Source organism: Dongia sp., assembly GCF_041906375.1.
Classification (GTDB): Bacteria; Pseudomonadota; Alphaproteobacteria; order Dongiales; family Dongiaceae; genus Dongia.
The window spans coordinates 1303854-1330174 of record NZ_JAYRJJ010000001.1; the positions used below are offsets into that span (position 1 = coordinate 1303854).

Here is a 26321-nt window from a genome sequence, read left to right on the forward strand (position 1 = left end):
CCGATTTCTGGGGTGGGGGAGCGCCGGCCGCAAGGCTCGGCGCTTCCGCGCCTCCAGAGATACGGCCATTTCGGGCGTCTCGTGATCGGCGCCCGCCGGCTTCCAGGGTCGGCGAAGATGATCGCAGCGGTGACCGCCACCGCGCCCGGGATCGGTTCAATGCGATCGATCGGCGAAAGTTCCGAAGAGAGGAACGGGCGGTAGAGATTTGAGCGAGCAGCGGGGTTTCCACTGTTCGCTGGCCCCACAGTTTGAGACGAGGGATGTCAATGTCGAAGTCGTTCACCGGCCGCAAGCGCATCCGCAAGACCTTTGGCCGTATCGCCGAGGTCACCACCATGCCGAATCTGATCGAGGTGCAGAAGAGCTCCTATGATCAGTTTCTCCAAGTCGGCGTGACTGCGGAAAAGCGTCAGAATTCCGGCCTTCAGGAAGTATTCCGGTCGGTCTTCCCGATCCGGGATTTCTCCGAGAAGGCCGAACTGCAGTTCGTTCGTTACGAGCTGGAAGAGCCGAAATACGACGTCGAGGAATGCCAGCAGCGCGGGATGACTTTTGCCGCGCCGCTGAAGGTGACCCTGCGTCTCGTCGTCTGGGATCATGACGAGGAAACCGGCGCCCGCTCCATCCGCGACATCAAGGAGCAGGATGTGTACATGGGCGACATGCCGCTCATGACGCATAGCGGCACCTTTGTCGTTGCCGGCACCGAGCGCGTCGTCGTTTCCCAGATGCACCGCAGCCCCGGCGTGTTCTTCGACCACGACAAGGGCAAGACGCATAGCAGCGGCAAGTATCTGTTTGCCGCGCGCGTCATCCCGTATCGCGGTTCGTGGCTCGATTTCGAATTCGACGCCAAGGATCTGGTCTATGTGCGCATCGATCGCCGCCGCAAGCTGCCGGCGACGACGCTGCTGCTGGCGCTGTGGAACAAGACTGTCGACGCCAAAGTGAAGAAGGGCGAACAGCTCACGGAAGACGATCGTCGCTTCGGCGGCATGTCGACCGAAGAGGTCCTCGCTTTCTTCTACAGCCAGGTCGTCTTCTCGAAGACCAAGAAGGGCTGGACCACGCCGTTCGATATCGAGCGCACCAAGGGCATCAAGCTGGTGGCCGATCTGGTCGACGCCAAGACCGGCAAGGTCGTCGCCGAAGCCGGCACCAAGATGACGCCGCGCCTCGCCAAGAAGCTGCAGGAAGCCGGTCTCAAGGACATGCTGGTGCAGCCCGAGGAAATCATCGGCCGCTTCTCGGCCCTCGACGTCGTCAATGAAGAGACGGGCGAAATCCTCATCGAAGCCGGCGACGAAATCAGCCAGGCGACGCTGGCGACGCTCGAAGAGACCGGCGCCAAGGAATTGGCCACGCTCAACATCGACCATGTCAATGTCGGCCCCTATATCCGCAACACGCTGAAGGCGGACAAGAATTCGAGCCGCGAAGAAGCGCTCATCGACATCTACCGCGTCATGCGCCCCGGCGAGCCGCCGACCCTGGATACGGCGGAAGCCCTGTTCCGCGGCCTGTTCTTCGATCTTGAGCGCTACGACCTTTCCTCGGTTGGCCGCGTGAAGATGAACTCGCGTCTTTCGGTCCTGTCGAAGGAGCAGTTCGATCCAGCCGGCGCCGACGACACTGTCCGCGTTCTCCGCAAGGAAGACATCCTCGCCATCCTTTCGGTCATGCATGACCTGAAGGACGGCCGTGGCGAAATCGACGATATCGACCATCTCGGCAATCGCCGCGTGCGTTCGGTCGGCGAATTGCTGGAGAACCAGTATCGTCTGGGCCTGCTGCGCATGGAACGCGCGATCCGCGAGCGCATGAGCTCGGTTGAGATCGACACGGTCATGCCGCATGACCTCATCAACGCCAAGCCCGCTGCCGCTGCGGTGCGCGAGTTCTTCGGCTCGTCGCAGCTCAGCCAGTTCATGGATCAGACCAACCCGCTTTCGGAAATCACCCACAAGCGCCGCCTGTCGGCCCTTGGGCCGGGTGGTCTCACGCGTGAGCGCGCCGGCTTCGAGGTGCGCGACGTGCACCCGACGCATTACGGCCGCATCTGCCCGATCGAAACGCCGGAAGGTCCGAATATCGGTCTCATCAACAGCCTGGCGACCTTCGCCCGCGTCAACCAGTACGGCTTCATCGAAAGCCCGTATCGGCGCGTGGAGAAGGGCCATGTCACCGACGAGGTGATCTACCTCTCGGCCATGGAAGAGGGAAAGTACACGATCGCCCAGGCCAACGCGCAATTCGACGCGAAGGGCCGCCTGGTCGACGACCTCATCTCCTGCCGTCGCGGCGGCGACTTCATCATGTCGCGTCGTGAGGACATCCACTTCATCGACGTGAGCCCGAAGCAGCTCGTTTCGGTCGCCGCGGCGCTCATCCCGTTCCTTGAGAACGATGACGCCAACCGCGCGCTCATGGGCTCGAACATGCAGCGTCAGGCCGTGCCGCTCCTGCGCGCGGAATCGCCGCTGGTCGGTACCGGCATGGAAGGCACCGTGGCACGCGATTCCGGCGTCGCCATCGCCGCCAAGCGCGCCGGCATCGTCGACCAGATCGATGCGACGCGTATCGTCATCCGCGCCACCGGCGAGACGGATTCGGCGGTGCCGGGTGTCGACATCTACAACCTGCTGAAGTTCCAGCGCTCGAACCAGAACACCTGCATCAACCAGCGCCCGCTGGTGCGTGTCGGCGACATCATCGAGAAGGGCGACATCATCGCCGACGGTCCGTCGACCGAGCTCGGCGAGTTGGCGTTGGGCCGCAACGTGCTGGTCGCGTTCATGCCGTGGAACGGCTACAACTTCGAAGATTCGATCCTGATCTCGGAACGCATCGTCTCCGACGACGTGTTCACCTCGATCCATATCGAAGAATTCGAATGCATGGCCCGCGACACGAAGCTGGGCCAGGAAGAAATCACCCGCGACATTCCGAACGTCGGTGAAGAAGCGCTCAAGAACCTCGACGAAGCCGGTATCGTCTATATCGGTGCCGAGGTGAAGCCGGGCGACATCCTGGTCGGCAAGGTGACGCCGAAGGGCGAAAGCCCGATGACGCCGGAAGAAAAGCTGCTGCGCGCCATCTTCGGCGAAAAGGCCTCGGACGTGCGCGATACCTCGATGCGCCTGCCGCCGGGAGTCTCCGGCACGATCGTCGAAGTGCGTGTCTTCTCGCGTCGCGGCGTCGACAAGGACGAACGTGCGCTCGCCATCGAGCGCGCCGAAATCGAACGTCTTGCCAAGGACCGCGATGACGAAAAGGCGATCCTGGAGCGGAACTTCTACAGCCGCCTGAAGGAACTTTTGGTCAACCAGCTCGCGGCCGGTGGGCCGAAGACGCTCAAGGCCGACACCAAGATCACCGACAAGGTGCTCTCGGAGTTCACGCCGGGCCAGTGGCGCCAGATCGGCATCAAGAACGACAAGCGCATGGCCGAGATCGAGGCCTTGAAGAAGCAGTTCAACGAGAGCGTCTCGGCCCTCGAGAAGCGTTTCGAAAACAAGGTCGAGAAGCTGCAGCGCGGTGACGAGCTGTCGCCGGGCGTCATGAAGATGGTGAAGGTGTTCGTCGCGGTGAAGCGCAAGCTGCAGCCGGGCGACAAGATGGCCGGCCGTCACGGCAACAAGGGTGTCGTCTCGCGCATCGTTCCTTGCGAAGACATGCCCTATCTGGAAGACGGCCGTCCGGTCGACATCGTCCTCAACCCGCTGGGCGTGCCGTCGCGCATGAACGTCGGTCAGATCCTCGAGACCCATCTCGGCTGGGCCTGCGCCAATCTCGGCCGTCAGGTCGGCGAGATGGTCGACCAGGTGCGCTCAAACGGCAAATACGCGGAACTCCGCAAGGCCGTGAAGGACATCTATGGCGAGAAGACCTACAAGTCCGAAGTCATGGAACTGCCCGACGACCAGCTGATGGAACTCGCCGGCAACCTGCGCGGTGGCGTCCACATCGCAACGCCCGTCTTTGACGGCGCGCGCGAAGAGGACATCGTCGAGATGCTGACCAAGGCGGGGCTTTCGAGCTCCGGCCAGGTGACGCTGATCGACGGCCGCACGGGCGACGTGTTCGAGCGCAAGGTGACCGTGGGCTACATCTACATGCTGAAGCTCCACCACTTGGTCGACGACAAGATTCACGCGCGTTCGATCGGTCCGTACAGCCTCGTGACCCAGCAACCGCTGGGCGGCAAGGCGCAGTTCGGCGGCCAGCGCTTCGGCGAAATGGAAGTCTGGGCCCTCGAAGCCTATGGCGCCGCCTACACGCTGCAGGAAATGCTGACGGTGAAGTCCGACGACGTTTCCGGTCGTACCAAGACCTACGAAGCCATCGTTCGTGGCGACGACAATTTCGAGTCCGGCATCCCGGAGAGCTTCAACGTCCTCGTGAAGGAACTCCGCTCGCTCGGCCTCAATGTCGAATTGACGCAGAACGACTACTAAATCGGATAGCTGCTTGATCCCGGCGGGTGATGCCCGCCGGGAGAGCAGCGGAAGGAGATGGCAATGAATCAAGAGCTGATGAGCGTTTTCGGACAGCCCCAGGGCCCGCAGACCTTCGACAATATCCGCATCTCGATCGCGAGCCCGGAGCGGATCCGCTCGTGGTCGTTCGGCGAGATCAAGAAGCCGGAAACCATCAACTACCGGACTTTCAAGCCGGAGCGCGACGGCCTGTTCTGCGCCCGCATTTTCGGTCCGATCAAGGATTACGAATGCTTGTGCGGCAAGTACAAGCGCATGAAGTATCGCGGCATCGTCTGCGAAAAGTGCGGCGTGGAAGTGACGCTCTCGAAGGTCCGGCGCGAGCGCATGGGCCACATCGAGCTGGCTTCGCCCGTGGCGCATATCTGGTTCCTGAAATCGCTCCCCAGCCGTATCGGCCTGCTGCTCGATATGACGCTGAAGGATCTCGAGCGCATTCTCTATTTCGAAAACTACGTCGTCATCGAGCCGGGCCTGACGCCCTTGAAGCAGCATCAGCTGCTCAATGAGGAACAGTATCTCGACGCCCAGGATGAATACGGCCAGGACGCGTTCCAGGCCGGTATCGGCGCCGAAGCCCTGAAGGGCATGCTCTCCTCGCTCGATCTCGCCGACGAGCGCGAGACGATGAAGGTCGAGCTGCGTGAAACCGCGTCGGAGGCCAAGCGCAAGAAGCTGGTGAAGCGCCTCAAACTGGTCGACGCCTTCCTCGAATCCGGTTCGAAGCCTGAGTGGATGATCATGGACGTTATTCCGGTCATTCCGCCGGAACTGCGTCCGCTGGTGCCGCTCGACGGCGGCCGCTTTGCGACCTCGGATCTCAACGATCTCTATCGTCGCGTCATCAACCGCAACAACCGCCTGAAGCGCCTCATCGAGCTGAAGGCGCCGGACATCATCGTGCGCAACGAAAAGCGCATGCTGCAGGAAGCGGTCGACGCTCTCTTTGACAACGGCCGTCGCGGCCGCGTCATCACCGGCGCCAACAAGCGCCCGCTGAAGTCGCTCTCCGACATGCTGAAGGGCAAGCAGGGCCGCTTCCGTCAGAACCTGCTCGGCAAGCGCGTCGACTATTCCGGCCGTTCGGTCATCGTCGTCGGTCCTGAACTGAAGCTGCATCAATGCGGCCTGCCGAAGAAGATGGCGCTCGAACTGTTCAAGCCGTTCATCTATTCGAAGCTCGAGATCTACGGCATGGCCTCGACCATCAAGGCCGCCAAGCGCATGGTCGAAAAGGAACGTCCCGAGGTCTGGGATATCCTTGAAGAGGTCATTCGCGAGCATCCGGTGATGCTCAACCGCGCGCCGACGCTGCACCGCCTCGGCATCCAGGCTTTCGAGCCGGTGCTGATCGAAGGCAAGGCCATCCAGCTGCATCCGCTGGTCTGCACCGCCTTCAACGCCGACTTCGACGGTGACCAGATGGCGGTCCACGTGCCGCTGTCGCTGGAAAGCCAGCTCGAAGCGCGCGTGCTGATGATGTCGACCAACAACATCCTCAGCCCTGCCAACGGCAAGCCGATCATCGTCCCCAGCCAGGATATCGTTCTGGGCCTCTATTACCTGACGATGGAAGGCAAGGGGGAACCCGGCGAAGGCATGGCGTTTGCCGATATCGGCGAAATCCAGCACGCGTTGGAAGCCAAGGTCATCACCCTGCATACGCCGATCAAGGCGCGCTTGAAGACCGTCGACGAGAAAGGTGCGCCGGTCGTGCGCATCGTGCAGACGACGCCTGGCCGTATGATCCTGTCGGAAGTGCTGCCGCGCCATCCGAACCTGCCGTTTGCGCTCATCAACCGCGTGTTGACGAAGAAGGAGATCACCAACGTGATCGACTCCGTCTATCGTCATTGCGGCCAGAAAGAGACGGTCATTTTCGCCGACCGCATTATGGGTCTCGGCTTTGCCCAGGCTTGCAAGGCCGGCATCTCCTTCGGCAAGGATGACATGATCATCCCCGAAGCGAAGAAGAAGCTCGTCGCCGATGCCCAGCAGAAGGTGAAGGAATACGAGCAGCAGTATCAGGACGGTCTCATCACCCAGGGTGAAAAGTACAACAAGGTCGTCGACGTCTGGTCGAACTGCACCGAGCGCGTGGCCGAGGAAATGATGAAAGTCATGTCCAAGGAATCGACCGGCAAGGGCATCAACTCGGTGTTCATGATGGCCCATTCCGGCGCCCGTGGCTCTGCCGCCCAGATCAAGCAGCTCGCCGGCATGCGCGGCCTGATGGCCAAGCCGTCGGGCGAAATCATCGAAACGCCGATCATCGCGAACTTCAAGGAAGGCCTCTCGGTGCTCGAGTACTTCAACTCGACCCACGGCGCCCGTAAGGGTCTGGCCGACACCGCGTTGAAGACGGCGAACTCCGGTTACCTGACGCGTCGTCTGGTCGACGTCGCCCAGGACGCCATCATCACCGAACTCGATTGCGGCACCGAAAACGGCCTCACCGTGAAGGCGGTGGTCGAAGGCGGCGAAACGATCGCGGCGCTGTCCGAGCGCATCCTCGGCCGCACCGTCGCGGCCGACGTGAAGGATCCGCTCTCGGGTCGTGTCATTGCCGCCCGCGGCGTCCTCATCGACGAGCCGATGGCGGACGAAATCGAACGCGCCGGTGTCGACACTGTGAAAATCCGCTCGGTGTTGACCTGCGATACCAAGACCAGCGTGTGCGCCGCCTGCTATGGCCGCGACCTCGCCCGCGGTACGCCGGTCAATATCGGCGAAGCCATCGGCGTCATCGCCGCGCAGTCGATCGGTGAGCCGGGTACGCAGCTTACCATGCGTACCTTCCACATCGGCGGTGCGGCACAGCGTGGTGCCGAACAGTCGGCGATTGAAGCGACCTATAATGGCGAAGTGCAGGTGAAGAACCGCAACATCGTCATGAACAGCGACGGCATCCCCGTCGTCATGGGCCGTAACTGCGAAATCGTCCTGGTCGACGATCAGGGTCGCGAACGCGCGCGTCACCGCGTGCCCTATGGCGCCAAGCTGATCCAGGATCACGGCGCCAAGGTGACCAAGGGCCAGAAGCTCGCGGAATGGGATCCCTACACGCTGCCGATCATCACCGAAAAAGAAGGCATCGTGAACTACATCGACCTGGTCGAAGGCCTGTCGATGCGCGAAGTGCTCGACGAAACGACCGGTATTTCCAGCCGCGTCGTCGTCGACTGGAAGCAGCAGCCGCGTGGTGCGGACCTGCGTCCGCGCGTGACGCTACGCGACGACAAGGGCAATGTGGTGACCCTGCCGAACGGCGTGGAAGCTCGCTACTTCATGTCGGTCGACGCCATTCTGTCGGTCGAGAACGGTGCGCATGTCCGCGCCGGTGACGTGCTGGCCCGTATCCCGCGCGAGAGCTCGAAGACGCGTGACATCACCGGCGGTCTGCCGCGTGTCGCCGAACTCTTCGAGGCCCGCAAGCCCAAGGATTACGCGATCATCAGCGAAAGCGCCGGTCGCGTCGAATTCGGCAAGGACTACAAGGCCAAGCGCCGCATCGTCGTCGTGTCGGATGATGCCAGCGTCGAGCCGGTAGAGTATTTGATCCCGAAGGGCAAGCACATCTCGGTCCAGGAAGGCGATTACGTCCAGAAGGGCGATCTTCTCATGGACGGCAGCCCCGTGCCGCACGACATTCTCAACGTGCTGGGCATCGAAGCGCTGGCTTCCTATCTCATCAACGAGATCCAGGAGGTCTATCGTCTGCAGGGCGTGAAGATCAACGACAAGCACATCGAAGTGATCGTTCGTCAGATGCTGCAGAAGGTCGAAGTGGGCGATCCGGGCGACACCACGTTCCTTGCCGGCGAGCAGATCGACCGCACGGAACTGGAGATCGAGAACGAGAAGGTCCTCAAGGAAGGCGGCCGCCTCGCCACCGCGAAGCCGGTGCTGCTCGGCATCACCAAGGCCAGCCTGCAGACCCGTTCGTTCATCTCGGCGGCGTCGTTCCAGGAGACCACCCGTGTCCTCACCGAAGCCTCGGTTTCGGGCCGCGTCGACACGCTGATCGGTCTCAAGGAAAACGTCATCGTCGGTCGCTTGATCCCGGCCGGCACAGGCTCGGTGATGGCGCGCCTGAAGCAGGTTGCGGCATCCCGCGACAAGGAACTGCAGGCGGCCGCGGAAAAGAACGCCGCGATCACCGACCAGTCGCCGAAGGCCGAAGTGGCCTAAGCCAGACTTTCCGACAAGTCCTGTGGGGAACCCCGCTGCTTCCGGCAGCGGGGTTTTTCATTTCAGGGGCGCCAGCGGCCGTCATAGCGCTGCGGAAACTGAAGCGTGGCCGTCGTCCCCAGATTGGGAGCGCTGCTGATCGACAGCTTGCCACCGATGAGGTGCAGGAAGGCACCGCAGAGGGACAAGCCGCCGCTGTTCTGGTGCTGATTGGAATCGATCGAGTTCTGCAACTGGCGCAGTTGATCCGTCTGGAACCCGGGGCCGTTGTCGGTCACCGTGAGGAGAACCTGCGCGGCATCGCTTTCCCTGGCGGCCTGCACGGCGCCGGCGATCTCGACCTTGCCGCCGAAGCGATTGTGCTTGATGGCATTCTCGACGACATGGCCGATCATCTTTTCAAGCGTTTCATCGTCCAGCACGACGGGAATGCTGCCGCGCCGCAGATTGTGGGTGAGGCGAACGCCCTGTATCGCAGCGGCGGCGGCATGCGTAGCGAGGACGCGATCGACAATTTCAGCGAGGTCGGCCGTGCGCGTATGGGCGACCGCCATGCGGCCTTCCAGCCGGGTCACGTCGATGATCCGTTCAACCACGTCGGCCAACTGCCGGCCGCTCTTGCAGATGTCGGCGGCATAGGTCTGATAAAGTTTTACCCCCATAGGCCCGAACATCTCGTCGCGCATGACCTCTCCGAAGCCGATGATGGCGGCCAACGGTGTGCGCAGTTCGTGCGAGAGCTGGCCGAGGAAATCGAGCTTGGCGACGTTGGCACGTTCAGCCTGCTCCTTTGCCTTGGTCAATACACGCTCGTTCTGCTTTCTGTGGGTGATGTCACGGATCGCGGCGATGATGATCGGTTGGTCGCCCTGGTGATGCAGGGCCGTGGTGATTTCAACGGGCACACTGTCGCCACTGAGCTTGTGCGCCACCGTCTCGATGGGTGTTCCGTCGCCGGTGCTGAGGGCTTCCATCAGGCGGGCAATGGAGGGCTTGGCGTCAGTGTCAGGCAAACCTTCCAGAAAGGCGCCAATATGGGCACCGATCATCAGCCGGCCATGGCAACTGAACATCTCGGCAGCACGCTGGTTGACGCTGAGAATCGTGCCGTCAGGTTGCAGGCTGAGGAGCGGGTCGGGGGAGAGCGCAAATTCAGGGGCGACCGTTCCTGCGGCCCCAGGCTGCGAGGTGTGCGCGATTCTGGCCGGATCGGCGATGCGACCGGCCTTCTCCGGATTGTGGTTGGTCACTTTCGTGTCCTCCCACCGGTGAGGCCGCGGATAGCACCCAGCCCCAACCAGTCGCAAAGACCACCGCCTAGCCCTCGGTAGCCGATTGCCCCAGGCGTTTATCATTGGCGATAAACAGACCCTGCGCAAGGAGGCATCCGGCGCTCTTTGGTGGGCGGCATTTATTCAAACCGCAAAGCTTTAGAATCAGCACATTATGCTGCATCGCCCATGGCAGCACGATGGCCGATAGGTGGTCTTTCCGGGTCAGTTGGGGGTGGAATGACTGACCCGTTCCGGCTATAGGAACCGCATGTCCGAATTCTTCATCGCCCTCGCCGGCGTTCCTGCCGGTATCTGGCTCTATTTGCTGTTGTTTCGCGGCGCCTTCTGGCGGGAAAGGCCGGAAACGGCGGATGCCGTCGTGCGCACCGACGGTCCCTGGCCGGACGTGGCGGCGATTGTGCCCGCCCGCAACGAGGCCGGCGTGGTGGGACAGGTGGTCACCGCGCTGTTGCAGCAGAACTATCCGGGTAAGCTGACGATCATCCTGGTGGATGACAACAGCGAGGATGGCACGAGGCAGGAAGCGCTCGCCGCCGCCAAAGCCATCGCGGCCGACAATTCGCATCGCCTGTACATTCTCCAGGGAAAGAAGCTGGCTGCGGGGTGGACCGGCAAGCTTTGGGCGGTCAATCAAGGGCTGGCCGAGGCCCAGCGGATCGCGCCCGGCGCCACCTATTTCCTGCTGACGGATGCCGATATCCATCATGCGCCGGACAGCCTGTCGCGCTTGGTCGCGCGGGCGGAGCAGGGCAAGTACAACATGGTCTCGCTGATGGCCAGGTTGCGCACCGATACCTTTGCCGAAAAGGCGCTCATCCCGGCCTATATCTTCTTTTTCCAGAAGCTCTACCCCTTTGCCTGGGTGCGTGACCCCAAGCACAAGCTCGGTGCCGCCGCTGGCGGCTGCATGCTGGTCCGTGCTGCGGCCCTGAAGAAAATCGGCGGTATCGCTGCCATTCGCGGTGCCCTCATCGACGATTGCGCCCTGGGCCGTGCGATCAAGACAACCGGGCCGATCTGGCTGGGCCTCGCCAGCAATGTCGTTTCCCTGCGCGGCTATCCGCAATGGCGCGACATCTGGAACCTCATCGCGCGCTCGGCTTTCACCCAGCTTAATCATTCCGTCTTGCTGTTGCTTGGGTCGGTGCTCGGCATGGCCGCCACTTATCTGCTGCCGCCGCTCATGACGATCAGCCCCGACCCCGGCATCCGGCCGCTCGGCATCATGGCCTGGGCCATCATGGCCTTTGCCTATCTGCCGACGCTATCCAACTACCAGCGCTCGCCGCTGTGGGCGCCGTTCCTGCCGCTGGTCGCCTGCTTCTACACGGCGGCGACTGTTGCCTCGGCGCTGCGTTACTGGTCCGGCAAAGGCGGGCAGTGGAAGGGCCGCGCGCAGGCAGAGAATGTGAAGAAGAGTGCCGCATGACCGGCAGCATGGCAGAGATCGCAACGCCCTCCGGCAAGTCCGCCGCGACGGAAAACTTCCCGGTCGGATCCGCGCTCATCCGCGCGGATCTTCGGCCCCATGTGCATGCCTTCTACCGATTTGCGCGCATGGGTGACGATATCGCCGACAATGCGGCGTTGTCGCCCGAAGACAAGGTGGCGCGGCTCGATCTGATGGAAGCGGTGCTGCTCGATCCGGTGCGGGAGGACATTCCGCAGGCGGCCGACCTGCGGCGCTCGCTGGCAGCGACCAATGTGTCACCGGTCAATTCGACTGATCTTCTCAAGGCCTTCCGCATGGACGCCACCAAGCAGCGCTATGCGAGCTGGGATGAGCTGATGACTTATTGCCGCTATTCCGCGGCACCGGTCGGGCGGCAGTTGCTCGACCTCCACGGCGAGCCGGCGGCGGCGCGGGCACCTTCGGATGCGCTTTGTGCCGCTTTGCAGGTGATCAACCATCTGCAGGATTGCGGCGTCGACTATCTTGAGATGGACCGGGTCTACGTCCCGCAGGATCATCTAGCGGCATGCGGTGTGGTGACTGAACAGCTTTCCGCCAGCGCCTCTGTTGCGGGCATGCGCGAGACTCTGGATGCCCTGCTGGACAAGACCGATGCCTTGATGGTCGAGGCGCGGCTGTTGCCAGGGCGGTTGAAGGACTTCCGCCTGCGCGCTGAATCCGCGACGATCGTGCGTCTGGCCGACAAGATGATCGGCCAGCTGCGCCACAACGATCCGCTGGCGAAGCGGGTGAAGCCGACCAAGCTCTTCTTCGTAACGGCAATGATTGAAGGTGTGTTGTGGGCGCTGTTGGCGAAGAAACGATGACGGACGGAACCGAGGCAATTGCCGCGCAGGTGAAGGCGTCCGGTACGTCTTTCTACGCGGCCATGCGCCTGCTGCCCGAGGCCCGGCGCGAGGCGATGTTCGCCATCTATGCTTTCTGCCGTGAGGTCGACGACATCGCCGATGAGGAGGCGCCACAGCCGGAAAAGCAGCGGCGCCTGGCGGAATGGCGGGTGGAAATTGACCGGCTCTTTGCCGGCCAGCCGAGCCAGCCGATCTCGCTGGCCTTGCTGAAGCCGATGCGGGAATTCAGTTTGCGCCGCGAGGACTTCCTGGCCGTCATCGACGGCATGGAGATGGATGCGACCGACACGATCCAGGCGCCGGATATGGCGACGCTGGATCTATACTGCGACCGGGTCGCCTCGGCCGTCGGCCGCCTGTCGGTACGGGCCTTCGGTGCCACGGAAGCGGTGGCCGATGAGGTTGCCTATCACCTGGGGCGCGCGTTGCAGCTCACCAATATCCTGCGCGACATCGAAGAAGATGCCGGTCGCGGGCGGCTTTATCTGCCGCGCGATCTCCTGGCCAAGCATGGTATCGAGAGCCAGGACCTTGCCGTCATTCGCAGCCACCCGAACCTGCCGCGCGTCTGCCGCGATCTGGCCGCTGTGGCCAAGCAGCATTTTGCCAAGGCCGATGCGGCGATGCGGCAATGCGCCAAGCAACCGATGCGCCCGGCGCGCATCATGGGTGCCGTTTATGGGGCGCTGCTCGACAAGCTCATCGCCTGGGATTGGCGCGATCTCACCACCGAAATCAAAGTGCCGAAATGGCGCAAGATCTGGCTGGCCGTGCGTTATGGCTTCCTCTGAGCGCGTCCACATTGTCGGCGCCGGCCTGGCCGGTCTTGCAGCCGCGACGCGCCTGGCGCGTGCCGGCCGGCAGGTAACGCTCTATGAAGCGGCAAGCCAAGCCGGGGGCCGCTGCCGCTCCTATGAGGATGCCGAACTTGGCTGCCGCATCGACAACGGCAATCACCTGATCGTCAGCGGCAACCTCGCCGCCATGGCCTATATTTCGGAGATCGGCGCCACGGCGACTTTCTCGACCCGGGACAAGGCGATCTTCCCCTTCATCGATCTGGCGACGAACGAAACCTGGCAAGTGCGCCCGACTGAGGGCTTGATGCCCTGGTGGCTGCTGGTACCGAGCCGCCGGGCCAAGGGCACCTCGCTGCTCGACTATCTCGATGCCGAGCGACTGGCGCGTGCCGGCGAGAATGCCGTGGTGACAGATATTGTCGACAAGCGGAAGACCGCCTATCGCCGCCTGTGGGCACCGCTTTGTGTTGCGGCCCTCAATACCGCGCCTGAAGAGGCTTCGGCCAAGCTTCTGGGGCGGCTGTTCCGCGATACGTTCGGACAGGGCGGCGCGGCACTTCATCCTCTGATGCCGCATCAGGGATTGTCGGAAAGCCTGGTCGAGCCGGCGTTGGGGCAATTGCGGGCGCGGGGTGCAGAGATCCTGTTCGGTCATCGCCTGCGCGCCTTGAAGTTCACCAATAGCCGCATCTCGCATCTCGATTTCGGCAGATCGGAAATTGCTCTGGGGCCGAATGACAAGGTGGTCCTGGCTGTGACCGCAGCTGTCGCGGCGGACCTGCTGCCGGATCTCACGGCGCCAAATGCGTTCCGGGCGATCGTCAACGCGCATTTCAAATGGGATGGTCCGGTACCGGCCGAGCCGTTCATCGGCGTTGTCGGTGGAACGGCGGAATGGGTCTTCGTGAAGCCGGGCATTCTCTCGACGACGACATCGGCCGCCGAGCCGATCGTCGATCTGCCGGCCGAGGAACTGGCGCAGCGTTTGTGGAATGACGTTGCCCGCGCTTGCAATCTCGGCAATGTGCGGCTGCCCGTCTGGCGCGTAGTCAAGGAAAAGCGGGCGACCTTCGCCGCGACACCGGAGCAACTGCGCCGCCGTCCGGGACCCAAGACGAACTGGTCAAATCTGTTCCTGGCTGGTGACTGGACCGATACCGGCTGGCCCGCCACGATCGAAGGGGCGATCCAGTCCGGCTTCTCGGCAGCAGCCGTGCTTGAGGCGTGAGCTTCCGACCACTTTCATCGCTCTCGAAGGTGGAGCGGGATCGTGCCGCAGCGATCGTCAGCGACGACGCCTTGTCGAATTTCTACTGGGCGACGGCCGTCGAAGATCTGGCGCACGGAATCGATAACCGCCTGTTTCTGTTCTCGGTCGACGGCGAAGGGCTCATCCTTGGCGCCGCTTTCGGCGATCTCTCCGTATTTTCTGTCGCCGGCGCCGTTTCGGATCGTGACATAGCGGCTTGCATGGATCGTTCCGGTGCCGTGGAAGTGCATGCCCCCGTCGCTGAAAGGGAACGATACCAGTCATTGGCGGGCGGGCGGTGGCGGCAGACACGGGAAATGGTCGTCATGTCGACTGAGGCGAAGGCGACTTCGGCTTCTGATGGGCGCTGCAGGTCCCTGGGACCACACGATATTGATGCGGCCGCAGCGTTCTATAGCTTATATCATCCGGAAACCGTGTTCGCTCCCTACATGCTGGCAATGCCGTTTGTCGGCACTTTCGAAGCAGGTCGATTGGTTGCCTGCGCAGGTACGCTGGCAAAGAGCCGAAATCTGCGGGCGAGTTTGATCGGCCATTTCGCAACTGCCGAGGATAGACGCGGGCGGGGATTGGCAGCCGCCGTCGGCGCGGAGCTTCTTGCCGTGCTGGCGGCCAATGGCTTCGACACCGTCTATCTGGCGACGACCAGCGACAATGAGGCGGCTCTCAAAGTCTATCGGCGCTTAGGGTTTGGCACCATTGATCGGCGTGCACAGCTCGATCTAATACGCTGATATATAGGGTTTATTGCCACCCTGGCTACCCCAGAGGGGATACTTTTCATCGCATCGGTCGGCGCGTATACTCCGGCCGATTTTTCAGCACCAGCAAGGATTTCTCCGATGACGCAAGCCGCTATGAAGGCACAGAAATTTGTCCTGCCCATCAAGGATAAGGGCCTGTTCCGCGAGCAATGCTACATCAATGGTCAGTGGGTCGACGCTGATTCCGGCAAGACAGTCGAGGTCACCAATCCGGCGACCGGCGAGATCATCGGCACCATTCCGAACATGGGTGCAGCCGAAACCAAGCGCGCGATCGAGGCGGCCAATGCCGCCTGGGGTGCCTGGCGCAAGAAGACGGCCAAGGAGCGGGCCAATCTCCTGCGCCAGTGGTTCAACCTGATGATGGCGGCGCAGGAAGATCTGGCGATCATCCTCACCGCCGAGCAGGGCAAGCCGCTCGCCGAAGCCAAGGGCGAGATCGCCTATGGCGCCGCCTATATCGAATGGTTCGCCGAAGAGGCCAAGCGCATTTACGGCGACGTCATTCCGCCGCATCAGGGCGACAAGCGCATTGTGGTCACCAAGGAACCGGTCGGCGTCGTAGCGGCCATCACGCCGTGGAACTTCCCCAACGCCATGGGCACCCGCAAGGCGGCTCCGGCCATGGCCGCCGGCTGCCCGATCGTCATGAAGCCGGCATCGCAGACGCCGTACTCGACCCTGGCGATCGCCGTGCTGGCCGAGCGTGCCGGCATCCCGGCCGGCGTGCTCAATGTCGTGACGGGCTCGGCCTCGGCAATCGGCGGCGAGATGACCAGCAACCCGATCGTGCGCAAGCTGACCTTCACCGGTTCGACCGAGATCGGCAAGCTGCTCATGAAGCAGTGCGCCGATACGGTGAAGAAGACCTCGATGGAGCTGGGCGGCAATGCGCCCTTCATCGTCTTCGACGACGCCGATCTTGATGCCGCGGTCGAAGGCGCCATGATGTCGAAGTTCCGCAATACCGGCCAGACCTGTGTCTGCGCCAACCGCATCTATGTGCAGGACGCCGTCTATGACGCCTTCGCCGAGAAGCTCAAGGCCGCTGTCGCGAAGATGAAGATCGGCGATGGCCTCAAGGGCGAAACGCAGCAGGGTCCGCTCATCGACATGAAGGCGGTGGCCAAGGTCGAGGAGCATATCGCCGATGCCGTGGCCAAGGGCGCCAAGGTGGCCTTGGGCGGCAAGCGTCATACCTTGGGCGGCAGCTTCTTCGAGCCGACCATCCTCACGGGCGTCACGCCGCAGATGGCGGTGGCGAAGGAAGAAACCTTCGGCCCGCTGGCGCCGCTCTTCCGCTTCAAGACGGAAGAAGAGGTGATCAAGATGGCCAACGATACCGAGTTCGGCCTGGCTTCCTATTTCTACGCCCGCGACCTCGGCCGTGTCTGGCGCGTGGCCGAAGCTGTCGAGTACGGCATCGTCGGCATCAATACCGGTATCATTTCGAGCGAAGTCGCCCCCTTCGGCGGCGTCAAGGAATCCGGCAATGGCCGCGAGGGTTCGAAATACGGGATCGAGGATTACCTCGAAATCAAATACATGTGCATGGGCGGCATCTAAGCCGGCTCGAAGCAAGAACCCCGCCCCAATCACTTGGGGCGGGGTTTTTCTTTGCCGTCAGGCTTTCGGCGCTTCCGAGAGCCTCGCCATAGCCTCGGCCTTGCCGAGGATTTCCATCACCTCGAAGATCGGCGGCGACTGGGTTGAACCGGTGAGGGCGGCGCGCAAGGGCTGCGCCACCGCGCCGAGTTTCACGCCGGCAGCTTCGGCAAAACCGCGCGCCTTTTCCTCAAGGGCCGCCGCCTGCCAATCGGTTGCCGCGGCATAGGCCTCGATGATCTTCGGCATCAAGGCCACCGTCTCCGGCGTCACCAACATGGCCTTGGCCTTGTCGACAAAGGTCAGCGGGCGCTGCTGCACATAGAAGCCGGCATTCTCGGCGAGATCCTTCAGCGTCTTGGCACGGCTCTTGAGGCCCGGCATGGCGCGGGTGAGGAGGGCCAGCGCTGCCGCGTCATTGACCTTACCCAGCCGCTCTGCGACCGCCTTGGCGAGCTCGGCATCATCGGCCTGGCGCATGTAATGGCCATTGAGATTGTCGAGCTTGGCGAAATCGAAGCGCGAGGGTGAGCGGCCGATGCCGCTGAGCTCGAACCATTCGATTGCCTGCGCGGTCGAGATGATTTCGTCGTCGCCATGCCCCCAGCCGAGACGCAGCAGATAGTTGCGTAAGGCTTCCGGCAGATAGCCCATGTCGCGATAGGCTTCGACGCCCAGGGCGCCGTGGCGCTTCGACAGCTTTGCCCCGTCTGGCCCGTGGATCAGCGGGATATGGCTGAAATGGGGCGCTTCCCAGCCCATCGAATCATAGATCTGGCGCTGACGGAACGTATTGGTGAGGTGATCGTCGCCGCGGATGACATGGGTGATATCCATGTCATGGTCGTCGACTACGACGGAGAGCATGTAGGTCGGCGTCCCGTCCGAGCGCAGCAGGATCATGTCGTCGAGTTGTTCGTTGGCAACGCGCACTTCGCCTTGCACGCCGTCGACGACGACCGTCTCACCCTGTTGCGGGGCTTTCAGGCGGATGACGGGCTTCACGCCGGCCGGTGCGTCCTTGGGGTCACGGTCACGCCAGCGGCCGTCATATTTCATCGGTTTGCCAGCGGCCTGAGCGGCCTTGCGCATCTCGTCCAGTTCCTCGGGCGAGCAATAGCAGCGATAGGCTTTGCCGGCTTCGAGGAGCTGCAGGGCGACCTCGGCATGGCGCGGGGCGCGGGCGAACTGATAGACGATTTCACCGTCCCAGCCGAGGCCAAGCCATTTGAGGCCGTCGATGATCGCTTCGATCGCCGCCTCGGTCGAGCGCACGCGGTCGGTGTCTTCGATGCGCAGATGGAAGATGCCACCATGATGACGGGCATAAAGCCAGTTGAAGAGGGCCGTGCGCGCCCCGCCGATATGCAGGAAGCCGGTGGGCGACGGGGCGAAACGAGTAACGACGGTCATGGTGGTGAGTCCGGTTTATGCGTTGATTTTGGGACGGTTTCTAACATGAAAACGCCGGCTGCGGGCAATGCTTCCGGCGCAATCCAGCTTCACGCCCAGGAAGTTCAGGCTACCCGGCGGCAAGGCGATCTGCTAGGAGAGATATTCAACTTATCGACGTCGTCCCCATGATAGCCGGCAGTTTTCTGGACAGGTTTGAGGAGTTCGTGGCCGCGCAGCGGCCGAACTGGCCCGGCTGGGCGGCCGTCGCCCTGGGGAGCGGGATCGCCCTCTATTTCACCCTGGCTCAGGAGCCGTCGCTTTGGGTCGGCCCCACAGTCGCGGCTATTCTTATCCTGGGGTTGGCGGCCATCCGGCGTCATCCGCTGGCGCTGGTCCTGGGGGGCGGGCTGCTTGCCGCAAGCATCGGCTTTTCGGTCGTCTGCCTGCGCACGGAACTGGTCAAGGCGCCGCAACTCAGCCGCGCTCTCTACCGGGCCGAGGTGACGGGCCGCGTGATCGAGGTCGAACTCTACCCGGGCAGTTTGCGGGTGACTCTTGACCAACTCGACATCAGCAGCGAAAAGAGCGGGCGCCTCGGCCCTGACGCACTGCCGGCGCGCGTGCGGATCAAATTGGCCAAGACGACCGAACCGATCCAGATTGGCGATTGGGTCAAGCTCATCGCCGACCTGCAGCCCCCGGCGCCGCCGGCGGAGCCGGGGGCATTCGACTTCCGGCGCCAAGCTTATTTCGAGGGTCTGGGTGGCGTCGGCTTTTCGCTTCAGCCCGCAGGGAAGATCGAGAAGCGTGACGTCGGGATGGCGCCCGTTGACGCGACCTTGGCCTGGTTCGATGCCCTGCGACTTACCATCGGTCGGCGCATTCAGGCGGAATTGCCGGAAGCGACGGGCGCCATGGCGATGGCGCTCATCGTTGGCAACCAGACCGCCTTGCGGGCCGATGACGTGCAGGCGATGCGGGATTCGGGGCTGGCGCACCTCACCTCTATATCGGGGCTCCATATTGGCCTTGCCGCGGGCATCTTCTTCTTTGGTCTGCGCGCAGGTCTCGCCCTGGTTCCGCCGATCGCGCTCCGCTACGACATCAAGAAGTGGGCGGCGGTGCTGGCGCTTGTTGGCGCATTTTTTTATGCAGGTCTTGCCGGCATGCCCGTGCCGACGCAGCGGGCGCTGGTCATGACCGGCGTTTTCTTCTGCGCCATCCTGCTCGACCGTTCGCCTATCTCGATGCGGGTCATCGCTTTTGCCGCAATCGTTGTGCTGCTGATAGCTCCCGAAGCATTGGTCGGCGCCAGTTTTCAAATGTCCTTTGCGGCCGTGCTCGGCCTCATCCGAGTGTTTGATGGCGGCCGGGCGCAATTGGCGGCGTTGCGGCGGGTCGGCCGCGAAGCGCCGGATATTACCGGGCGTATCATCGGCGCTATTGAGCGTACGGCGCTCTGGCTCGGCACGCTGATGTTGACCAGCCTCATCGCCAGCCTGATGACAGCGCCCTTCGCGGCTTATCATTTCGACCGGCTGACGCTCTACGGTATCGCCGCCAACATGCTGGCGGTACCGCTGACCGGCTTCTGGGTGATGCCATTGGCTGTCCTCGCCCTGGTCGCCATGCCAATGGGCCTTGAGCACTGGCCGCTCGCTGCGATGGGTTGGGGGTGCGACCTCATCATCTGGATCGCGCATTGGGTGGCGGACTGGCCAGGGGCCGTGGTGCTGATTCCGGCGCTGCCGATTGCCGGGCTGCTGCTGACCAGCCTCGGCCTGATCTGGCTCTGCCTGGTTGTCGGGCACTGGAAATGGCTGGGCCTTGCCTGTTTTGGCCTGGGTTGCCTCTCACCGCTCACAGTCCGGTCACCGGACATTCTTGCATTCGCAAGTGGGCAGAGCAGCCGGCTTGTTGCCATTCGTGGCGCTGACGGGCAGTACCGTTTCAGTTCCATGCGGGCTGGAAAGATTGCCGCCGAAACCTGGCTGCGCCGGAACGCGCAGGATAAGCGCTTGCCATTCCCCAAGCCGTCCGTTGCGGACGCCGTGCTCGGCAATCACCAGCAACGGATCGATGCGATGCATGCTTCGGCCGAACTAGCACAGCCCGCGGCTACAGACGTGGGGAGTTGTAATGCGGATTGGTGCCGGTTCGACACGCGTATGGGCTATGTCGCGGTCGCTTTGACGGAAGCGGGGGCTGCACCAGCCTGCCATACGGCACGGCTGGTGATCAGCCTGGAGCCGGTCGAGGCCTTCTGCCCTTCGGCCGAGCGCGTGATCGATTTCTTTGATCTTTGGCGGCATGGAACCCATGCCATCTCGATCAATCGCGATGGATCGTTCAGCGTGACACGCGCCAACGACACAGGCGAACGCCCCTGGACGATGCAGCGATTTCCCAAAGCGGCGCAGCCCCTTGGCGAGGCTGCGCCGGAGGAAGGTGGGATCAGTACTGGCGCATCAGGCCGATCAGACGACCCTGGATCTTGACCCGGTCGGGGCCGAAGATACGTGTCTTGTGATTGGGATTGGCGGGTTCGAGCGCAATGGAATCGCCCTTGCGGCGCAGGCGCTTCAAGGTGACTTCGTTATTGTCGACCAGGGCCACGACGATGGTGCCGTTCTCGGCATTCTCACAGCGTTCGATGAGGACGGTGTCGCCCTCATGGATGCCGGCGTCGATCATGGAATCGCCTTCGACCGCGAGAGCGTAATGTTCGCCACGGCCGAGCATGCCGGCCGGAACGTCGACAGAATTGCTGTGATCGCGCAGCGCCTCGATCGGCGTACCGGCAGCGATCTTGCCGTAGAGCGGCAATTGCACGGTTTGCCCAGCCTGCGCCACAACGGCGCCCGGCAGGGTCGGCGTGAAGTCGCCTTGGATGACGCTCGGCGTGAAGCCGCGACGGGCCGGTTCGCGTTCCGCTGCGGCGGGCGAAATGGGCGATGCCGATGGCTTGCTGCCGACCTGGTCTTCAGCGAGTCGCATCACCTCAAGGGCACGCGCGCGATGCGGCAGGCGGCGGATGAAGCCACGCTCCTCAAGACCCGTGATCAGGCGATGGACGCCGGATTTCGACTTCAGGCCCAGCGCGTCTTTCATTTCGTCGAAAGAGGGCGAAACACCCGTTTCGCCGAGACGGTCCTGGATAAATTGCAGCAATTCACGCTGTTTTCTGGTCAACATGCCCGCGCTACCCCCTCAAAAAGGTACTGCCGAAACCCATCCCCTAACGGGTGCTCGGCTGGTTCCAAAAGCGACCGATTGTCCCCTGACGCCCATCGTTCCTGTTGCAGAACCGACATCTGGGGTGGGAACAAACGATCAACAACTACATATGTTCTAGTTTGGTTCATGATAAAGTCAAGAGATTACTGTGGATAACCATAGGCCCGACCGACGGCCCCTGTGACTTGCCACAATCTCAGATTGAGAATCATCGGCCATTTTGACAGTCTCCCGCCACCGGCCGGTCCTGGCTGCTGTCAGCGGAGTAGCGTGAAATGAGTCTTTTCAAGCGCCTAGCATCATGTTGCGGCGCCCTGGCCATTGTCACCGTCGCCCTGACTTTTGGATTGTCGGCTGGCCAGGCAAATGCGGGTTGCGAGGATCCGAAGAACGCTTTCGACGACGTCTATTGCTATTCAAAGCTCTACATCGACGCTGATACCGAACTTAACAAGGTCTACGGCACGCTCAATGAGCTGCTGTCGAAGCAGGAAAGGACGGTCTTGAAGAAGAGCGAACTTGCCTGGATTCGCGCGCGCAATGCCAAATGCAGCCGCCAGGAAGGCGAGGACAATTTCGTCGACATGGAATGCGCCGTTGCTGAGACGCGGGAGCGCATGATCTTCTTCGAAGACCGCGTCGCGGAATGCCAAGCGGGCAAATGCGATACAACGAAACTTAAGGACTAGCCGCTGAAGCTTTGCAGCGCGGTCGCCTCAGTGCGCAGAACAGATTCTAAATACTCAAGCACCCGCCGCTGAGCGGCAGGATTTCGGTGACATCACCTTCATGCGCGGCCGGCGCATGCGGCGGGCGGATGATGAGGGCGTCGGCTTTGGCGATGAGCGAGAGCATCGCGCTGTCCTGCTTGGGGAAGGGTGAGGCGATGAGGCCGCCATCGGTGCCGCGGGTGAGGGTTGCGCGCAGATAGTCCTGGCGCTGGTCGTTGGCCTTGAGCGCCATGCCGAGGCGCGCAAAAACCGGCTGCGTATCGATCCCCTTTTGGCCCAGCAGGTGCTGGATGACGGGTCGCAGGAAGAGGGTTGCCGTGACCAGGGCCGAAACCGGATTTCCTGGCAGGCCTAAAATCGGAAGTGTGCCGAGGGTTCCGAACATGACTGGCTTGCCCGGCCGCATGGCAATTTTCCAGAAATCGAGATTGGCGCCCTTGTCTTTCAGCGCTTGCTGGATGAGGTCGAGTTCGCCGACCGACGCACCTCCGGTGGTGACGAGGATATCGGCGCCGCGCGCGCCGTCGAGGGCTCGGTATAGGTCGGGAAGATTGTCGCGGGCGATGCCGAGATTGATAGGCTCGCCACCACAGGCGGTCACCATCGCAGCCAGACCGATGCCATTGGAGGCAATGATCTGCGCCGGTCCCAGGGGCTCACCCGGGTGCTGCAACTCGTCACCGGTCGAGAGAAGTGCGACACGTGGCCGGCGGGTCACGGTGAGGTTCGGCCAGTTCATCGCGGCCGCCAAGGCGATGTCCCGCGCGCTCAACAGGCGTCCGGGGTTGAGGCCGATTTCACCGGCACGAAAATCATTGCCGGCAGCACGGACATGCTGGCCCGGTGCGTTGCTGCCCTCGCGCACGCTGACATTGTCGCCGTCGCGGTCGCAATTCTCCTGGATCACGACCGTGTCGGCACCTTCGGGCAGGATGGCGCCGGTGAAGATGCGCGCCGCTTCGCCGGCCTTGACCGGTCGATCCGGCGAGGTGCCGGCGGCGATGGTTCCTGTTACCTTGAGCTTTGCCGGAAGGTTCGCAATGTCGGCAGCGCGAACGGCGTAGCCGTCCATGGCCGAGACCGCGGCCGGCGGCTGCGACAGGCGCGCCGTGACGGGGCCGGCGAGTACGCGGCCCAAGGCGCGATCGATGCCGACCAGTTCACCCGCAAGCGGCGAGAATGCGCCAAGGATGCGCGCTAGTGCTTCTTCGACGGAAATCATCAGGGGGCCTCGTAGATACCGGATTTGCCGCCGCTCTTATGCACCAGGCGGATGTCGCCGATGCGCATGCTCTTATCCGCCGCCTTGACCATGTCGTAGACGGTGAGGGCGGCGACCGAGACGGCGGTCAAGGCCTCCATCTCCACACCGGTCTTGCCCACCAGCTTGCAGGTTGCGGTGATATCGACCGCGTTGCGCGCGGCGTTCAATTGCAGCTCGACCTTCACCGAGGTGAGGGCGAGTGGATGGCAGAGGGGAATGAGGTCGGGGGTCCGTTTGGCACCCATGATGCCGGCAAGCTGTGCCACGGTCAGCACATCGCCCTTCTTGACGCCGCGGTCGCGGATCAGCGCCAGTGTCTCGGGCGCCATGTAGACGGCACCCTTGGCGGTGGCGACACGTTCGGTCGCATCCTTTTCGGATACGTCGACCATGCGCGCGTTGCCGAACTCGTCGAAATGCGTGAGGTCGGACATTCAGGCCGCCGAATGAACGGGCATGCGTGCACCCAGCAGGGCGCGGGTTGCCGCTGTGACATCGGCCTGCCGCATCAGGCTTTCGCCGACCAGGAAGATCGATGCGCCGACCCGGTTCATGCGTTCAAGGTCCGCCGTGGCATAGAGCCCGCTTTCGGCTACCAGCAGGCGGTCCTTCGGCGCCATCGCCGCCAGTTGTTCGGTGGTGGCGAGGTCGATGGCGAGGGTCTTGAGATTGCGGTTGTTGACCCCGAGCAGGCGGGATCTGAGCTTGAGCGCGCGGGTCATTTCTGCCGCATCATGCACTTCCACCAACGCATCCATGCCGAGGGAGAAGGCGAGCGCCTCAAGTTCGGCTGCCAAAGCATCATCCAGGCAGGCCATGATGAGCAGAATGCAATCGGCCCCGAGCGCCCGCGATTCATAGATCTGATAGGGCGTCAGCATGAAATCCTTGCGCAAGGCCGGCAGATCAACCGCCTGGCGCGCCGCCTGCAGATACGCATCGTGGCCCTGGAAATAGGGCATATCGGTCAATACCGAGAGACAGGTGGCGCCGCCGGCGCGATAGGCTTTGGCGAGCAGCGCCGGGTCGAAATCGGCGCGGATCAGTCCCTTGGAGGGCGAGGCCTTCTTGATTTCCGCGATGAGGCCGAAATAACCGTCCTGGACGGTCTTTTCGAGACGCCGCTGGAAACCCCGCGGCGGATCGCTTTTCTGGCTGGCTTCGGCACGGCGACGAATCTCGGCCAGCGAGATCAGGCTTTCACGCTCGGCAATATGCCTGCGCTTGTCATTGCAGATGCGGGTGAGCACGTCACTCATGGCGTGACCGCCTCGCCGGTATTTTCCGTGGTGAACTGCACCAGTGCTTCGAGCTTTTCGCGCGCCCGGCCGGAATCGAGGGCATCGGCCGCCAGCGTCAGGCCTTGCGGGATATCTGCGGCCTTGCCGGCGACGACCAAGGCTGCCGCGGCGTTCAAGCGGACGATGTCGCGATATGGGCCGACCGCACCGTCGAAGAGCCCGCGCAGGGCTTCGGCATTCTGACCGGGATCGCCGCCCTTCAGTTCCGCCGCCGTGCTGCGCGAAAGTCCGAACTGCTCGGGCGAAATTTCAAACTCACGCAGATTGCCGTCGCGCAACTCAATGACGAAGGTGGGGCCGGTGGTGGTGATCTCGTCCAGCCCGTCGCTGCCATGCACCAGCCAGGCATGCTCGGTACCGAGCGCGCGCAGCGTTTCTGCCATGGGCTTCAGCCATTGCTTGGCATAGACGCCGATCAGCTGACGCTTGACGCTGGCCGGATTGGACATCGGCCCCATCAGGTTGAAGATGGTCCGGGTTCCCAGCTCGACGCGCGCGGGGCCGACATGGCGCATGGCGCTGTGGTGCTTCTGGGCCCAGAGGAAACTGGTGCCGACCTCAAACAGGGCGCTTTCCAGCACCTTCATGTCAGCGTCGATGTTGACGCCGAGCGAGGTGAGAATGTCGGCAGCACCGCTCTTGGAGGACGCGGCCTTATTGCCGTGCTTGGCGACCGTGACGCCGCTCGCGGCACAGACAAAGGCGACGGCTGTCGAAATGTTGAGCGTGCCGGCGCCATCGCCGCCGGTGCCGCAGACATCGATCGCGCCCTGTGGCGCCTGGATGCGCGTCATCTTTTCGCGCATCACGCTGACGGCGCCGGTGATCTCGTCAACGGTTTCGCCGCGCACGCGCAGCGCCATCAGGAAACCGCCGATCTGTGCCGGTGTGGCTTCGCCGGTCATGATGATGTTGAAGGCCGCCTCCGCTTCGGCGCGGGAAAGAGCCTTCCCTTGAGCGACGACGGCAATGAGGCCTTTGAGGTCGGTGGGTGCGTTCACTGCAGGACCTTCGCGCTGGCTGGCGTGTTGAGCTTGTTGAGACCGGCCGCGGTCAGGAAATTGCCCAGCAACTTGTGCCCATATTCGGAAGCGATGCTTTCCGGATGAAATTGCACGCCGCTGATGGGGAGTGTCTTGTGGGCGAGACCCATGATCGTGCCGTCTTCCGTTTCGGCGGTGATTTCGAGCTCCGGCGGAAGGGTCGCGCGGTCGACCACCAGCGAGTGATAGCGTGTCGCGGCAAAGTGGTTCGGAATGTCCTGGAAGACACTCTTATTGTGGTGGTTCACATGCGACATCTTGCCATGCATCGGCTTGTTCGCACGGACCACCTTGCCGCCGAAGGCCTGGCCGATCGCCTGATGCCCGAGGCAGACGCCGAGGACCGGAATCTTGCCGGCGGCGGCCTTGATGAGATCGAGGCAGATACCGGCCCGATCGGGATCGCAAGGGCCTGGCGAAAGGATGATTCCCTGTGGCGCCTTGGCCATGACCTCGGCCACGCTGATCTGGTCATTGCGATAGACTTCGATCTCAGCGCCGAGCTCGCCCAGATAATGATACAGGTTGTAGGTGAAGCTGTCGTAATTATCGATTAGTATGAACATCTTAGGCATCCACTGGCGCGACGGTTGCGCGAGTT

Annotated in this window: 18 protein-coding genes; 10 read left to right on the forward strand and 8 right to left on the reverse strand. The window is 62.7% G+C overall.

Going from position 1 to position 26321, the window contains the following annotated elements; translation table 11 throughout:
* The first annotated feature begins 269 nt into the window (after nucleotides 1–269).
* Both rpoB and rpoC read left to right on the forward strand, forming a co-directional pair.
* Nucleotides 270–4460 (forward strand): DNA-directed RNA polymerase subunit beta, encoded by a 4191-nt coding sequence (gene rpoB, locus ACE3OA_RS06085; protein WP_374308945.1) that lies wholly within the window; start codon nucleotides 270–272, stop codon nucleotides 4458–4460.
* 63 nt (nucleotides 4461–4523) lie between these two features.
* Entirely contained in the window at nucleotides 4524–8693 is a 4170-nt protein-coding gene (gene rpoC / locus ACE3OA_RS06090) for a DNA-directed RNA polymerase subunit beta' (RefSeq protein WP_374308947.1), read from the forward strand.
* A 62-nt stretch (nucleotides 8694–8755) separates the two neighbouring features.
* Here the strand turns inward: rpoC and ACE3OA_RS06095 are convergent, their stop codons facing one another.
* Nucleotides 8756–9943, reverse strand: coding sequence for an ATP-binding protein (locus ACE3OA_RS06095; protein WP_374308949.1), 1188 nt, complete (start codon nucleotides 9941–9943; stop codon nucleotides 8756–8758).
* A 292-nt stretch (nucleotides 9944–10235) separates the two neighbouring features.
* On the opposite strand from ACE3OA_RS06095, the gene ACE3OA_RS06100 reads away from it, so the two are divergent.
* The 6 genes from ACE3OA_RS06100 to gabD all read left to right on the forward strand — a co-directional run bounded on the left by ACE3OA_RS06100 (nucleotide 10236) and on the right by gabD (nucleotide 16710).
* Entirely contained in the window at nucleotides 10236–11417 is a 1182-nt protein-coding gene (locus ACE3OA_RS06100) for a glycosyltransferase (RefSeq protein WP_374308951.1), read from the forward strand.
* Complete coding sequence (hpnC, locus tag ACE3OA_RS06105) at nucleotides 11414–12268, forward strand: squalene synthase HpnC (RefSeq protein ID WP_374308953.1); 855 nt, start codon at nucleotides 11414–11416, stop codon at nucleotides 12266–12268. Before ACE3OA_RS06100 ends, hpnC begins: the two co-directional genes overlap by 4 nt.
* Nucleotides 12265–13101 (forward strand): presqualene diphosphate synthase HpnD, encoded by an 837-nt coding sequence (gene hpnD / locus ACE3OA_RS06110; RefSeq protein ID WP_374308955.1) that lies wholly within the window; start codon nucleotides 12265–12267, stop codon nucleotides 13099–13101. Before hpnC ends, hpnD begins: the two co-directional genes overlap by 4 nt.
* Nucleotides 13088–14338, forward strand: coding sequence for a hydroxysqualene dehydroxylase HpnE (gene hpnE, locus ACE3OA_RS06115; RefSeq protein ID WP_374308957.1), 1251 nt, complete (start codon nucleotides 13088–13090; stop codon nucleotides 14336–14338). Before hpnD ends, hpnE begins: the two co-directional genes overlap by 14 nt.
* Complete coding sequence (locus ACE3OA_RS06120) at nucleotides 14335–15114, forward strand: GNAT family N-acetyltransferase (RefSeq protein ID WP_374308959.1); 780 nt, start codon at nucleotides 14335–14337, stop codon at nucleotides 15112–15114. Before hpnE ends, ACE3OA_RS06120 begins: the two co-directional genes overlap by 4 nt.
* Before the next feature lie 108 nt (nucleotides 15115–15222).
* On the forward strand, nucleotides 15223–16710 hold the full coding sequence (gene gabD, locus ACE3OA_RS06125) for an NADP-dependent succinate-semialdehyde dehydrogenase (RefSeq protein ID WP_374308961.1): 1488 nt from the start codon (nucleotides 15223–15225) through the stop codon (nucleotides 16708–16710).
* A 57-nt stretch (nucleotides 16711–16767) separates the two neighbouring features.
* On the opposite strand, the gene gltX is transcribed toward gabD, so the two are convergent.
* A complete protein-coding gene (gltX, locus tag ACE3OA_RS06130; RefSeq protein WP_374308963.1) occupies nucleotides 16768–18162 on the reverse strand; it encodes a glutamate--tRNA ligase in 1395 nt (464 codons plus the stop codon).
* 206 nt (nucleotides 18163–18368) lie between these two features.
* Here gltX and ACE3OA_RS06135 point away from each other — a divergent pair, with 206 nt between their 5' ends.
* Complete coding sequence (locus tag ACE3OA_RS06135) at nucleotides 18369–20642, forward strand: ComEC/Rec2 family competence protein (RefSeq protein WP_374308965.1); 2274 nt, start codon at nucleotides 18369–18371, stop codon at nucleotides 20640–20642.
* Here ACE3OA_RS06135 and lexA read toward each other — a convergent pair.
* Nucleotides 20599–21339, reverse strand: a complete 741-nt coding sequence (lexA, locus tag ACE3OA_RS06140) for a transcriptional repressor LexA (protein WP_374308967.1) — start codon at nucleotides 21337–21339, stop codon at nucleotides 20599–20601. The two genes, ACE3OA_RS06135 and lexA, sit on opposite strands and share 44 nt — an antisense overlap.
* Before the next feature lie 317 nt (nucleotides 21340–21656).
* Here lexA and ACE3OA_RS06145 point away from each other — a divergent pair, with 317 nt between their 5' ends.
* The gene (locus ACE3OA_RS06145; RefSeq protein ID WP_374308969.1) at nucleotides 21657–22070 is read left to right on the forward strand and encodes a lysozyme inhibitor LprI family protein; all 414 of its coding nucleotides are present in this window, start codon (nucleotides 21657–21659) and stop codon (nucleotides 22068–22070) included.
* A gap of 46 nt (nucleotides 22071–22116) precedes the next feature.
* Here ACE3OA_RS06145 and glp read toward each other — a convergent pair whose 3' ends face one another.
* Genes glp through ACE3OA_RS06170 form a run of 5 tightly spaced genes read right to left on the reverse strand, consistent with a single transcriptional unit; the run spans nucleotide 22117 to nucleotide 26286 of the window.
* Nucleotides 22117–23334, reverse strand: coding sequence for a gephyrin-like molybdotransferase Glp (gene glp, locus ACE3OA_RS06150; RefSeq protein WP_374308971.1), 1218 nt, complete (start codon nucleotides 23332–23334; stop codon nucleotides 22117–22119).
* Nucleotides 23334–23810 (reverse strand): cyclic pyranopterin monophosphate synthase MoaC, encoded by a 477-nt coding sequence (moaC, locus tag ACE3OA_RS06155; protein WP_374308973.1) that lies wholly within the window; start codon nucleotides 23808–23810, stop codon nucleotides 23334–23336. The genes glp and moaC overlap by 1 nt, the downstream gene beginning before the upstream one ends.
* The gene (gene trpC / locus ACE3OA_RS06160; RefSeq protein WP_374308975.1) at nucleotides 23811–24635 is read right to left on the reverse strand and encodes an indole-3-glycerol phosphate synthase TrpC; all 825 of its coding nucleotides are present in this window, start codon (nucleotides 24633–24635) and stop codon (nucleotides 23811–23813) included. It abuts the gene before it with no gap.
* On the reverse strand, nucleotides 24632–25678 hold the full coding sequence (gene trpD, locus ACE3OA_RS06165) for an anthranilate phosphoribosyltransferase (protein WP_374308977.1): 1047 nt from the start codon (nucleotides 25676–25678) through the stop codon (nucleotides 24632–24634). The genes trpC and trpD overlap by 4 nt, the downstream gene beginning before the upstream one ends.
* Nucleotides 25675–26286, reverse strand: a complete 612-nt coding sequence (locus ACE3OA_RS06170; protein WP_374308979.1) for an aminodeoxychorismate/anthranilate synthase component II — start codon at nucleotides 26284–26286, stop codon at nucleotides 25675–25677. The genes trpD and ACE3OA_RS06170 overlap by 4 nt, the downstream gene beginning before the upstream one ends.
* Nucleotides 26287–26321 lie beyond the last annotated feature (35 nt).